The sequence below is a fragment of the Segatella bryantii genome (genome assembly GCF_022024215.1).
GTDB classification, from domain to species: domain Bacteria; phylum Bacteroidota; class Bacteroidia; order Bacteroidales; family Bacteroidaceae; genus Prevotella; species Prevotella bryantii.
Map to the genome: position 1 here is coordinate 217,618 of NZ_CP091797.1, position 12,728 is coordinate 230,345.

Here is a 12,728-nt window from a genome sequence, read left to right on the forward strand (position 1 = left end):
TACTGATTTAAATGAGTACGGTTTTATGCCGTATTAAGAAAATGAAAAGAATGGAGGTGCACGTAATCCGACACCCGTTATCCTCTGTTTGAGAATAACTGTTCGCTTCAATCCGAAGCAAACATAACTATAGACTGCTGTTAAAGCAGCGACTAATATAGTAGGTGTGATATATGGTAGAGAAAGAAATGAACAGAGTATGCAATGGTCTATACTGACCGTTTGGTTGGTAATATGACCTGCATGGTTGATATGGTGCAAGCATTCATAACATGCTTGTTCACTTCGTTCTGATTCATGGTGGATATGAGTTACTGATAGAAGCAACATAGGAATGAATACTGCTAGCAGTATTCGAGCTTTCCATATTCGTCTATGATTCAGAACTTTTTTCAATCTTTTTCTACCTTGGTTATAGTAAAACGTTTAGCAAATTTACGAAATTAGCGGTAAATAGCTAGCTAATTTTATGATTTTAGTTGCTTATTTTATATTCTACAATATAATAATACATTTTTTTATATTTGGCAATGTAAAATACTCAAAATATCTAATAGACAAAGTATTTTTGTTTATAAATGCAATAAGACAATTTGTCAGAGTACTTATCTCCAGGCATCACCTAATAGTAGTGCTCCTCCAAATCCCGTATGTTCTAATTCTTGTAGTTTATCGTAGGTAACACCGCCTAAGGCATATACTTTTGAGGTAATGATACCATCTTTAACGGCTTGCTCTATCTGACTCTTTGTAAAAGCGGCCTGATATCCTATTTTGGATATCGAATTGTAAATAGGAGAAAGGCTAACGTAGTTGCATCGTTTTTTCCACGTGATTATTTCCTCGATGCTGTGACAACTTTTGCTGATGCTGCCTTGCCATCCCTCTATAGGTTCAGGATTGCGGCGATTCAGGTGTATGCCATACAGATGATAGCGAATTGCCAGTTCGTGATGATCGTGTAAGACGATACGTGAATAGTAATCTTCGGGTATCTCTCGTATCAAGGCTTCGATTTGAGAGAAAGTCCAGTTGGGCTTACGTATATGAATGAGGTCAGCATATTTCCGTTTAGGGTTTGTGGTCGACAAATGAAGACCTTCTCGGTTAGCCGAATGAGCAGAAGCGAGAAGCTCAACGATACGTTGTGCTTCTCGCTCTATCTTATCGGGCATCGTTATAACAACAGTTGTGAACATCTGTTTTATCCTACGCGGAAAGTTTCATCGAAACTAGCATCCCAATCTTTCCAGACAGGTTCACGGCCTATTTCGTGTAATCTTCGATTAATTTCTACAGCAGTACGGTTATCGCTTACACTAAATTGCTCGAGTGCTTGTGGATACGTATGATAACCACCAGGATTAGTATGTGATTCAGCCGACATGGTTGTAACCCCCAATGTAGCCATGTTATCGCGAATTTCCTTAGGTTCGCGTGTAGAGTAAGAGATATCTACGTCATGGTCGAAGATACGCATAGCAAAAGTCATCTGCGCCAGTTCCTTATCTGTAACAAAGCAGTTTGGCTGGAACCCTTCATTATGTGCAGGACGCATACGTGGGAAGTTTACTGAGTATTTGGTCTTCCAGTAATGCTTCTGCAAATAGCGTAGGTGGTAAGCCATCATGACCACATCCGTGCGCCATTCTTTTTCCAACCCTAACAGAGCACCCATACCAATAGAATGAACACCAGCCATACCCATACGGTCGAAACCATTGAGTCGCCACTCAAAGTTACTCTTCATGCCGGCAGGGTGATACAGTTTATAGTTCTCTCTGTGATAGGTCTCTTGAAAACAGATCACACCATTCATGCCGTGATGAGTCAGTTCGCGATAATCTTCGGTACTAAGTGGCATGACCTCGATTTTAACATTCGCGAAATATTTTTTGGCGATATCACACGCTTTAGCCAGATAAGGCACCCCCGCTTTGGCGGGATTCTCACCTGTTACCAGAAGAATGTTTTCAAAGGGTGCAAGTTTCTTGATGGCCTTATATTCATTTTCAATCTGTTCTGGTGTTAAGATGGTTCTAGCCATCGGGTTTTGGCGATGAAAACCGCAATACACGCAACTGTTAGAGCATGAGTTGGTAATATAGAGCGGAATAAACATCGATACGCATCTACCAAAACGCTGTTCGGTATATTTGCGGCTCAACCGTGCCATTTCTTCTAAATGAGGAATGGCAGCAGGTGAGATCAATGCCATAAAGTCATTGACATCGCAATAGGACTTATGGAGAGCCCTAACCACATCATTATCAGTCATCTGAGCAATTCGCTCTGTGGTCTCATCCCAACTTATTTTTGCTAATTCGTCTGAAAACATTGATTCTAATGTTTCTTATATGTTTATATATTTATTTTATTATTTATGCTTTCAACTTTCTCAAATCGTGAGTTAGTTTGGCGGCACAAAAGTTAGGACCGCACATCGTGCAATATTCACCATCCGTGTGTCCGGCTTCTTCGAAATATTGCAAGGCGCGTTCTGGGTCGAGTGACAAATGGAACTGGTCGCGCCAGCGGAAATCGAAGCGAGCTTTAGAGAGTGCATTATCACGAATCTCTGCCCCAGGATGCCCCTTAGCCAAATCGGCTGCATGAGCTGCGATCTTATAAGTTACAACACCTGTGCGCACATCTTCCTTGTTGGGCAGAGCGAGATGCTCTTTCGGTGTAACGTAGCAGAGCATTGCAGTACCCAACCACGCTATCTGTGCACCACCGATAGCACTGGTGATATGGTCATAACCCGGTGCAATGTCGGTTACCAATGGACCGAGGGTATAGAATGGAGCCTCATGACAATGGTCTAGTTGGCGTTCCATGTTTTCGCGTATCTTATGCATCGGAACATGTCCTGGACCTTCGATAAAGGCTTGTACATTGCGAGCCCATGCATGCTCCACCAGTTCGCCCATGGTATCGAGTTCTGCAAATTGAGCAGCATCGTTAGCATCGGCAGTACAGCCAGGTCGTAATCCATCTCCTAGTGAGAGTGCTGTATCATATTGTGCAACTATATCGCAGATGTCATCGAAGTGTTCGTAAAGGAATGATTCCTGGTTATGTACAAGGCACCATTTGCTCATGATACTGCCACCACGGCTTACGATACCACACAGACGATGGTCTGCCAAGTGCACGTTTTGAAGACGGATACCGGCATGAATGGTGAAATAGTCTACTCCTTGTTCACATTGTTCAATAAGAGTATCACGGAAAATCTCCCAGTTGAGGTCTTCTACCTTACCATTAACCTTCTCCAGCGCCTGATAAATAGGCACTGTACCTACTGGAACCGGACAGTTACGAATAATCCACTCACGTGTTTCGTGTATATTATCACCGGTAGAAAGATCCATCAGGGTATCGCCACCCCATTTACAGCTCCATACAGCTTTATCCACTTCCTCCTCGATGCTTGACGTCGTGGCAGAATTTCCGATATTCGTATTAATCTTCACCAGGAAGTTTCTACCGATAATCATCGGTTCACTTTCTGGATGGTTGATATTGGCTGGTAACACAGCACGCCCTTTTGCGATTTCGTCGCGTACAAATTCAGGAGTGATATAGCTTTTGATACCCAATTCTTCGCAATTCATATTTTCGCGAATAGCGACGTATTCCATTTCAGGAGTTATGATGCCTGCTTTCGCGTAAGCCATCTGTGTGATATGTAATCCTTTCTTGGCACGACGTGGGCGATGAATATGTTCAAATCGCAGATGGTCTAACGAATGGTCTGCAAGTCTCATCTGTCCGTATTCACTCGTTACTCCTTGTAATTTATCTGTGTCGTCACGGTCTACAATCCACTTTTCGCGAATTCGCTTGATACCTTTCTTCAGATCTACCTTTACATTTGGATCTGTAAAAGGTCCGCTCGTATCATAGATATATACCGGAGCATTTGGAGTCATGTGCGGTTTATCGTTTTCATCACGCGTCACAGTTGGTGTCAAGTTTACTTTGGTCATACCCACACGTATGTCCTTATAGATACGGCCATTCATGTAGGCCTTTTCGCGCTTAGCATAAGCTTGATGATCTTGTGGCATAATTAGATAGCTTCGTTTAAGAATGAGGTTAATGGACTAGAGGCTTCGGCGCACATATTAACAGCACCAAGACCTGCTTCGAATGCTCTTCTACCAGAGATGACGGCTTCCTTGAAAGCCTTGGCCATTTCGACAGGATTGCCTGCCACGGCTATTGCCGTATTAACGAGTACAAAGTCGGCACCCATTTCCATGGCTTCTGCAGCCTGACTAGGTGCTCCGATACCTGCATCTATGACGACTGGTACGGTAGCCTGTTCGATGATGATACGCAACATATCTTTCATGCGCAAGCCTTGGTTACTGCCGATAGGGGCTGCAAGAGGCATAACAGTAGCTGCACCTGCTTCTTCCAAGTGTTTGCAGAGGGTTGGGTCAGCTTGGCAATATGGCAATACCACGAAACCTTTCTTGGCAAGTTCTTCTGTAGCTTTCAAAGTCTCGATGGAGTCAGGTAAAAGATAACGAGGGTCTGGGTGAATTTCGAGTTTTACCCAGTTTGTGCCAAATGCTTCGCGAGCCATCATGGCTGCAAATACGGCTTCTTTGGCGTTGCGTACACCACTTGTGTTCGGCAGAAGTTGGATATTTTTGTTTTGGATAACATGAGTGAGCAAGTCATCGTTTTTGTCGCTCAGTTCTACACGTTTCATGGCAACAGTTACCATTTCGGTTTCACTAGCCTTGATGGCTTCTGCCATCTGTTGGTTATTATTAAATTTTCCTGTACCCAGGAATAGGCGTGAGCTAAACTCACGGTCTGCGATTTTTATTTTTTCCATTGCTTTATGATAGCTTTATTTATTCTTTGATTAGTTGGAGTAGTCGCTGCATTTCCTTGATCGGGTTGTCTGCTCTCAGCACAGTTCCGCTTAGCGCTATTCCGTTTACACCTGTCTGCATAATATCAGGTATATCTTGGGCTGTAATGCCACCTATCGCCACAATAGGTAAATCGATATGTGCTTTGCGCATCAAACTTACGATTTGTCGATAGCCTTCTAATCCCAAAATAGGTGAGAGACCTTTTTTCGTGGTTGTAAATCGAAAGGGACCACAACCGATATAATTGGCTCCAGAAGCAGCGTGTGCTTGGATATCTTCAAAAGTGTTCGCCGTACCACCGATGATAGTTTGTGGTCCTAGTATCTGTCGGGCTTGGTCGATAGGCATATCTTTTTTGCCTAAGTGAACACCGTCAGCCCCCAGTTCTTTTACTAGAGCTACATGGTCATCGATGATGAAAGTAGCGTGTGCATCCTTGCAGAGTTGCATAGCCTGCAAGGCGATAGGTCTGATCTCTTCGTCTGTAGCATCCTTCATGCGAAGCTGTATCCATCGGCATCCTCCTTGAAGAGCCATGCGTATACCATCGAGATAACTGTAGTGCTCGGTGTAATGGCTGATAAACTGTATCATCCTCCACAAGCAGCTGTTATCACGAGAATATCTGCACCATCAGCAAGAGCTGTAGTATTCCATTCTTCACGAATAATAAGTTCTGAGTTTAGGGCGATAGCTACGCCTGAAGCAGGCAAAGCTAATTCTTCTGCCAGTTGTTGCAGATTAGCAGCATTGGTCTGGTGTGACTTGTCGTTAAGTGTAATATTCATATTCTTAATCCTGATTAGTATTCGCATCAAGGGGGATTAAGATGATACAAGTCCGTATCAAAAAAGCCCGAGCAACGACATATAACTACGTCATTACCCGGGATCTTGTCTATACTTTCTTTCTATTGCTATTCTAGCTTGCTCATTTCCTACGGCTGAATTACCAGCATCAGGTTTAATGGGTATCATCTCAGCCCTACATGTTAAGCCTATTGGCTTCGTGTAGAGCACCCCGAGTATTCTTTTACGAGTGCAAAGTTACACTTTTTCTTGAAAAGTCAATACAAAACATAGAATTTTAATGATATTATTTGTGATATACCCTTATTTTTCTTACATTTGCAATGTAAAATGACACTCAAGTAGTATTTTTTTGGTAATGAAAAACGCTATAACCACCGTGCTGTTAGTATTAATGGTACTGCTTATTAATTCTTGTATTCATAAGGATAAAACAGCATTAGACCAAAACTCGGGCGATTCCATATACCTTTCCTCATATATTAATAAGGTATCAGCGAGAAATCCAGAAGACGCCTTACATCTTTGCGATGATGCAGAGAGAAAAGGAATGATGTGCCATGCCGATGCTGTTCGAGAAAAAGCCTCAATCTTTTTACGATATTATAATGATATCGATTCTGCTGCCGTACTGATTCGTTCGATAGTTAAAGATGACAGTGTGCTCGCATCGCCTAAAAGACGTTTGAAGGTATTTGAATTAATTAGTACGATTGCGTTGCAACGCAATAACTATGTTGTGGCTACACATTATTCTAAACAAGGGCTTCGCTTGGCTCAAGAACTCCGTGACAGTAGCCGTTATGGCTTTTTTATGTTTAATGTAGGACAGGCTCTCTGGTGTACAGGCGCTCGTGATGTCGGTATGCGCGAAATGATGCATAGTATAGCATTGCTTGAGAGGATAGATCCTAGTATAGAAGCAAAACTGTTGCTTTCTAAATCTATTGGTAAAGCTGCTTTCTTTTTGATTGAAGAGCGGAAACTGGAAGATGCCTGGCAGTTGAGTAAAAAGCATGAGAGCCTCATTGATAGTCTGGCACAAGTAAGCGATGTCAACTTAGATCGTGCCAGGGGGTATTGTTATGCTGACATGGCTCATATCAATGTGCTCTTGGGTAATAAAGCTGAGGCTGGAAGCTATGTCAAAAAGTTTTGGGGTACTAAGATGGCGCAAACGGCTGTAGGCAAGATGGCGATAATACCTTACCTCTTTTATAGTGGCAAATACAGCCAGTTGTTGTCGTATCATCAGGATATCATGGCTTATAAAGGCAGTGATACGATAAGTGATGATTTTATCAAACTGCTTCGCCTTGAGAGTATTGCCCTCGAGCATCAAGGTAATTTGAAAGCTGCTATTGTTAAACTTCATACGATTAGTAATCTCAAGGATAGTCTGAGGGCTTTTGAATATTTACAGACTACGGCTCACATGCAGGAGCAATTTAAAACAGAACAATTACGGGCTGAGGTTCAAGAAAAGATTAATCAGCGTAATATTCTGAATATTATAGTAGCTGTAGTGCTCGTTCTCATAGCTATTCTTATAGGTATTTTTATTGCCTATGTGCGCCACAGTAAAGCTATGCAGGCTAAAAATCGGAAGTTGATAGAAGAATATGAAGCATTCAACCGTCAGGTGGATGATCAGAATGTGAGATACAAGGAGGAGGTTGAACGTGAAAATAGGGAGATGGCAAATTTTCAGACGGGGGCTCGTGCATCAGAAAAGCTACAGAAACAAACTGATAGCTTATCGGATAAAGTACCAGAAGGCTACGATATGCATTCTCTGAAGGCTATCCGACTGAAGTTGTTACAGTATCTGGATGAAGAGAAATTATATAAAGATCCTACTCTTACGCGTGCAATGGTGCTCCGCAAGTTAGTGATCAAGGATGCTGAACTCAGTGCAGTGCTGAAGTATACGATGAATGGCGATTCGCTCATTAAAGTTATCAATGGCATACGTATCAAGAAATGTTGCTTGGAGCTAAAAGAGCATCCTGAATATACGATAGAGGCTATTGCTCAAGATTGTGGATTCAGTTCTTTGCGCACCTTTCAGCGAACGTTTAAGGATTTTATGGGGATGACCTCAACCGAATATCGTAAAGCTGTCGCAAGTCAAGTATAGCTATGCAAAGAAATGAATTTATATCAAGAATTATTTGTTATCTTAATTTTTTGAGAGAAAGTTTTTTGAGTTGGCATAATTTTTGTACTTTTACGAAACAATAGTTATTAGTTAAAGTATGTCTCAAACAAACAGCAATATTAAAGAAAGAATTAAATTGAAAGAGCCTAGACGTTACCAGGTTATCTTTTTCAACGATGATGTAACGACTATGGATTTTGTAATCGAGGTACTCACGACTGTGTTTCATAAAGCTTATCAAGAAGCAGAAGAACTGATGATGAAGGTTCATCTCAATGGTAGTGCCGTTGTAGGTGTATATAGCTATGATATAGCTTTAACCAAGACCACAAATGCTAGTGAAATGGCTCACAAGGCAGGGTTCCCATTACGTATAGAAATGCAAGCTGAATAATTATGATAGTAGAGGATTCTGATTTTATTTTTTCAGGTTTAGTAGAATATTACATTAGAGGGGCTGAATCAAACTGCAAAAAGAGTCATTGCGAAATTATTACCCCGGAGCATTTGCTTGAAACCATCATCTCTGACGATATATTCATAGAGACTTGTCGTCCTTATCATGTAGATCTTCAAGGCATGATGAAGGATTTAAAGTCTTATACCGACGGTCTTGATATGTTGGATGAAGAACCCGAAAATGTGGAGAGTTCTTTTCAGTTGACGCAACTTTTTAAGAATGCTGCTTTGATGGCGAATTCTGCAGGTAGAGGTTTTGAGTGCCGTATACCTTTACAGATCATTATCATCAGTTTATGGAATTTACCTGAGTCTTGGGCTTCATTCTATCTAAAGAAATATATTCTAGAATTCAGTGAATTCGGTAACTTCGAGCCTTTCATGAAGGCACTGATGAAGCGTTGCAAAGCTTCTCATGAAAATTTCGTTCAGCCACTCGACCCTACTATAGATGTTTCGAATATACAGCCGCTTATCCATTTCGGTAATACGGATGATGATTCTGTAAATTATGAAAGTTTTGATGACTCAGATCAGGATTTTGATGATATAGATCCTAACGCAGAGGTCGAAATCGGTAATAAGGACGGTGTAATTCGTATTCCTTTTATCCCTGGTGCATTTGGAAATTTTCAGCCTCTTCCTAATGATGCCGAAGATGATGCCGATGATGACAGTTGGAAAAAATATGTAACGCATATTAATCCTCTGGTAGAGGGGCATAATCCTCTTATCGGACGTGATAAGGAACTTGACCGTACGGTGCAGATTCTTTGTCGCAAGGATAAGAATAATCCGCTTCATGTGGGTGAACCGGGTGTAGGAAAAACGGCTTTGGTGTATGGATTGGCCGACCGTATTAATAAGGGTGAAGTGCCTGATCGACTGAAAAATAGTCAGATTTATAGTCTTGAGATGGCTTCGCTGGTTGCCGGTACACAGTTTCGTGGTGATATGGAGAAGCGTATCAAGAAGATTATGAGTGGTGCTGCTCGCGAGACGAATGTTATCATTTATATCGACGAAATACATACTTTGGTTGGAGCGGGTACTACAAGCGATTCTGCTCTTGATGCTTCTAATATGCTTAAACCTTATCTTGAAGCGGGTACCATCCGTTTTATCGGTAGTACGACGTATGAGGAGTATAACCGCTTCTTTGCCAAGTCTAAGAGTATTGTGCGAAGATTCCAGCAAATCGATATTAACGAACCAAGTATCGACGAGACGATAGCTATTATCAAGGGCTTGCAAAAGAATTATGAGAAGTACCATCATGTGGTTTATCGTCCAGAGGCTATAGAGTTTGCGGTGAGGGCTTCTGCCAAATATATTAACGACCGATTTCTTCCGGATAAAGCTATAGACCTGGTGGATGAGGCTGGTGCGTATCTTGAGATTCATCCGAATGATAAGTCTACTCAGTATGTTACTAAGGATTTGATAGCTAAGGTATTACAGCGTACTTGCAAGATAGATGCCTCTGTGATGAAAGAGGATGATAACAGACAGCTTAAAACGTTGTATAAGCGTATGGCTGAGCGTATCTATGGGCAAGACGAGGCGATATCTCAGGTGGTCGAGGCTGTGGAAATGGCTAAAGCGGGTTTACAAGATGATAATAAACCATTGGCGAGTCTGCTCTTTGTCGGTCCGACAGGTGTGGGTAAAACAGAAGTCGCTCGTGTACTCGCACAACAGTTAGGAATAGAATTGGTACGTTTCGATATGTCTGAGTATATGGAGAAACATGCCGTGGCTAAACTTATCGGTTCCCCTGCTGGTTATGTTGGTTATGAAGATGGTGGATTGTTGGTAGATGCTATTCGCAAGACTCCGAACTGTGTACTATTGCTCGACGAAATCGAGAAAGCGCATAGTGATATCTTCAATATCCTCTTGCAGGTCATGGATTATGCAAAACTTACTGATAATAAAGGTCAGAAAGCTGATTTCCGTCATGTCGTGGTTATTATGACCAGTAATGCGGGTGCTCAGTTTGCCTCACAGGCTAGTGTCGGATTCCAGAGTGTTGTCAGTCGTGGTGACGCTATGCTTGCCACCGTGAAGAAAACGTTCAAGCCTGAGTTTATTAACCGTCTTTCAGGTATTGTTGTCTTCCACGATATGGACGAGAAGATGGCATCGTTGATCTTGCAGAAGAAGGTGAGCGAGTTAGAGGCTAAATTGCAAAATAAGCACGTTACCTTGACCTTGACAGATGAGGCTATTGCAGAACTCGTTAAACGTGGTTTTACTCAAGAATATGGTGCTCGTGAAATGGACCGTGTTATAGCACGAGAGTTAAAACCGCTACTGATGAAGGAGATACTTTATGGCAAACTTCGAAAAGGTGGCCATGTCGATGTCGAGTATCAAGATGGTAAGTTTATCTTGAAATAGGATGTCGTGACAATTTTATCAATTTACCCTTAAATGGCAGTATACGAATTAGATAAAAATGAAATCGCATTTCCCGATCCGCGAGGTGGAGATGAAGATGGACTGATAGCAATAGGTGGCGATCTGAGTATTGACCGCCTGTTGTTAGCTTATAACTATGGTATATTTCCATGGTATAGTTTCAGGGATGCACCCGATATCATGTGGTTTTGTCCGATGAAACGCTTCGTCATTATTCCAGGCGAAGCTCATGTTAGTCACTCTATGAAGCAACTTATTCGTAGTGGAAAATATCGCGTTACGTTCAATAAGGCTTTTGATGAAGTGATACAGGGATGCAGTAAAGCACAAAATCGTATCGAGCAGGAAGGGGCATGGCTTGGTGAAGATATGATTCAGGCTTATACCGAACTATATCATCAAGGATTCGCTGCAAGTGTGGAAGTGTGGAATGGCGACAAATTAGTAGGTGGTCTTTATGGCGTAACTTTGGGTCGGGCTTTCTTCGGCGAAAGTATGTTCTCTCTTGAGCCTTCGGCATCTAAACTCGCTTTAATCTATCTTTCCAATATGATGAAAGATAGAGGAGGTACGGTAATCGATTGTCAGTTAGAAACTCCTCATCTCAAGTCGATGGGCGCTAAGTATATTGACTATGATGAATATCTCAGACTGATTCACGAAGATTTTTAATGATTCCGACGGAATATACCTACATACAAAAAGGACACCTCTATTTCAATAGAAGTGTCCTTTTTATATGACATTCAGTTTACTGATGTTTTCTGCTATAGATGCTTATATTATCTGAAGCCTTAAATACGATTTTATCGTGAGCAGGGATAACAATCTTCTCTTTAGTAGAAGGATTGATACCAGTACGCTCAGGCACTTGCTTTACCTGAAAGCGACCAAAGTCAGGAATAGCCAACAGACCGTCACCTTCGCAGAGGTTGTCTGCGATAGCACCTAATACAGCGTTAACTACTTTGCTAGATTCAGCTTTAGTCAAGTTAGCCTGTTCTGCTACCTTGCTTATAAGTTCTGTCTTATTCATATTTATTATATTTATATAGTTTAATGATTAGAATTCTTGGGCTTAAAGGGTAGTGTCAGATCCCAAACCTTCTTGAGCTCGTCTGGTGGGGTAGTGCGTAATACCAGATCAAGAGCGAACTTGGTCATATTTTTCGATTCGGGAGTTCTCAGAAAGCGTTCATCCAAACACCAGTCCCCCAGTCGATATCTATCGAGTGCATCAGCATCTTTGAAGATATGATATATTTCCTGTCCTATAGTCGTACCCTCATCATTTCCGATATGCGACACAGCGATAGCTTTATCCCCGATATCATCATTACGATCATGATATTTCATAGCATCGTAAGCCTCTTGGTAAAAGGAAATAGAAGTTTTATTCTCTTGACTCTGCAGTTTGCAGAAATCCGCATAATATTCAGCGGCACGATCCCCATGACCGATATCCCTATAATTATCTTTGCGACGAGTGTCGTGAAAAATGCAGGTATGAGCAAGAGCAGTCATGGCATCATCGCTAAGATTTCTTAAATGGCCAATGCGGAGTGCATGGAGCAGAACACGTGCACTATGTGCTTCCGTATGAATGTCTAGATTGCCAGGTAAAGACCAAAAAGCAACATGAGCTTCCATATAGTTTTCCCATTGTGTGAATAGTTTTTGTACACGATGAGGTTGGCTTTGTAAGATATCTTGTTTTAGCTTCATTTGAGTCTAAACCATTGCAAAATTTTTCTTTACTATTCCAAGAAGTGCATAGATGGGATTGCAAAAATAGCGAAATTTTCTGATATAGTCGCTATCTTTTTAATAAAAACTTTCCTTTTTCAGAAGTGAAATCATTTGAAATTTAGCATTTTTTTAATCAATTATTTAAAATTGCTTAATATTAGGAGTGAATAATCATTTATTCTTTTAAAATTACAAAATGATTTGTAACTTTGAAACTTAAAATGA

General features: G+C 41.3%; 13 protein-coding genes and 1 riboswitch. Of the genes, 4 read left to right on the forward strand and 9 right to left on the reverse strand.

Annotated elements, in window-relative coordinates; all coding sequences use genetic code 11:
- Window positions 1–33 precede the first annotated feature (33 nt).
- The 7 genes from L6471_RS00695 to thiS form a co-directional block, all read right to left on the reverse strand.
- A complete protein-coding gene (locus L6471_RS00695; RefSeq protein WP_143007251.1) occupies window positions 34–396 on the reverse strand; it encodes a hypothetical protein in 363 nt (120 codons plus the stop codon).
- A gap of 209 nt (window positions 397–605) precedes the next feature.
- Window positions 606–1,199, reverse strand: a complete 594-nt coding sequence (locus tag L6471_RS00700; RefSeq protein ID WP_237797019.1) for a thiamine phosphate synthase — start codon at window positions 1,197–1,199, stop codon at window positions 606–608.
- Between the two features lie 5 nt (window positions 1,200–1,204).
- Entirely contained in the window at window positions 1,205–2,338 is a 1,134-nt protein-coding gene (thiH, locus tag L6471_RS00705) for a 2-iminoacetate synthase ThiH (protein WP_027453818.1), read from the reverse strand.
- A gap of 43 nt (window positions 2,339–2,381) precedes the next feature.
- Window positions 2,382–4,076 (reverse strand): phosphomethylpyrimidine synthase ThiC, encoded by a 1,695-nt coding sequence (gene thiC / locus L6471_RS00710; protein ID WP_094448588.1) that lies wholly within the window; start codon window positions 4,074–4,076, stop codon window positions 2,382–2,384.
- A 2-nt stretch (window positions 4,077–4,078) separates the two neighbouring features.
- Window positions 4,079–4,858, reverse strand: coding sequence for a thiazole synthase (locus tag L6471_RS00715; protein WP_237797020.1), 780 nt, complete (start codon window positions 4,856–4,858; stop codon window positions 4,079–4,081).
- Between the two features lie 19 nt (window positions 4,859–4,877).
- The gene (locus L6471_RS00720; RefSeq protein ID WP_006281472.1) at window positions 4,878–5,495 is read right to left on the reverse strand and encodes a thiamine phosphate synthase; all 618 of its coding nucleotides are present in this window, start codon (window positions 5,493–5,495) and stop codon (window positions 4,878–4,880) included.
- A complete protein-coding gene (gene thiS, locus L6471_RS00725; protein WP_237797021.1) occupies window positions 5,492–5,689 on the reverse strand; it encodes a sulfur carrier protein ThiS in 198 nt (65 codons plus the stop codon). The genes L6471_RS00720 and thiS overlap by 4 nt, the downstream gene beginning before the upstream one ends.
- Window positions 5,690–5,818: 129 nt before the next feature.
- Window positions 5,819–5,934, reverse strand: a riboswitch (TPP riboswitch).
- A 134-nt stretch (window positions 5,935–6,068) separates the two neighbouring features.
- On the opposite strand from thiS, the gene L6471_RS00730 reads away from it, so the two are divergent.
- The 4 genes from L6471_RS00730 (at window position 6,069) to aat (ending at window position 11,426) form a co-directional block, all read left to right on the forward strand.
- Window positions 6,069–7,850: a helix-turn-helix domain-containing protein gene (locus tag L6471_RS00730; RefSeq protein WP_237797022.1), complete on the forward strand. Its 1,782-nt coding sequence runs from the start codon at window positions 6,069–6,071 to the stop codon at window positions 7,848–7,850.
- Window positions 7,851–7,968: 118 nt separating this feature from the next.
- Entirely contained in the window at window positions 7,969–8,265 is a 297-nt protein-coding gene (locus L6471_RS00735; protein ID WP_006281469.1) for an ATP-dependent Clp protease adaptor ClpS, read from the forward strand.
- A gap of 2 nt (window positions 8,266–8,267) precedes the next feature.
- A complete protein-coding gene (locus L6471_RS00740; protein WP_237797023.1) occupies window positions 8,268–10,733 on the forward strand; it encodes an AAA family ATPase in 2,466 nt (821 codons plus the stop codon).
- A 33-nt stretch (window positions 10,734–10,766) separates the two neighbouring features.
- The gene (aat, locus tag L6471_RS00745) at window positions 10,767–11,426 is read left to right on the forward strand and encodes a leucyl/phenylalanyl-tRNA--protein transferase (protein WP_006281467.1); all 660 of its coding nucleotides are present in this window, start codon (window positions 10,767–10,769) and stop codon (window positions 11,424–11,426) included.
- Between the two features lie 79 nt (window positions 11,427–11,505).
- Here the strand turns inward: aat and L6471_RS00750 are convergent, their stop codons facing one another.
- Together L6471_RS00750 and L6471_RS00755 are read right to left on the reverse strand one after the other, a co-directional pair.
- Complete coding sequence (locus L6471_RS00750; protein WP_094448591.1) at window positions 11,506–11,790, reverse strand: HU family DNA-binding protein; 285 nt, start codon at window positions 11,788–11,790, stop codon at window positions 11,506–11,508.
- A 20-nt stretch (window positions 11,791–11,810) separates the two neighbouring features.
- A complete protein-coding gene (locus tag L6471_RS00755) occupies window positions 11,811–12,479 on the reverse strand; it encodes a hypothetical protein (RefSeq protein ID WP_237797024.1) in 669 nt (222 codons plus the stop codon).
- Between the last annotated feature and the right edge of the window lie 249 nt (window positions 12,480–12,728).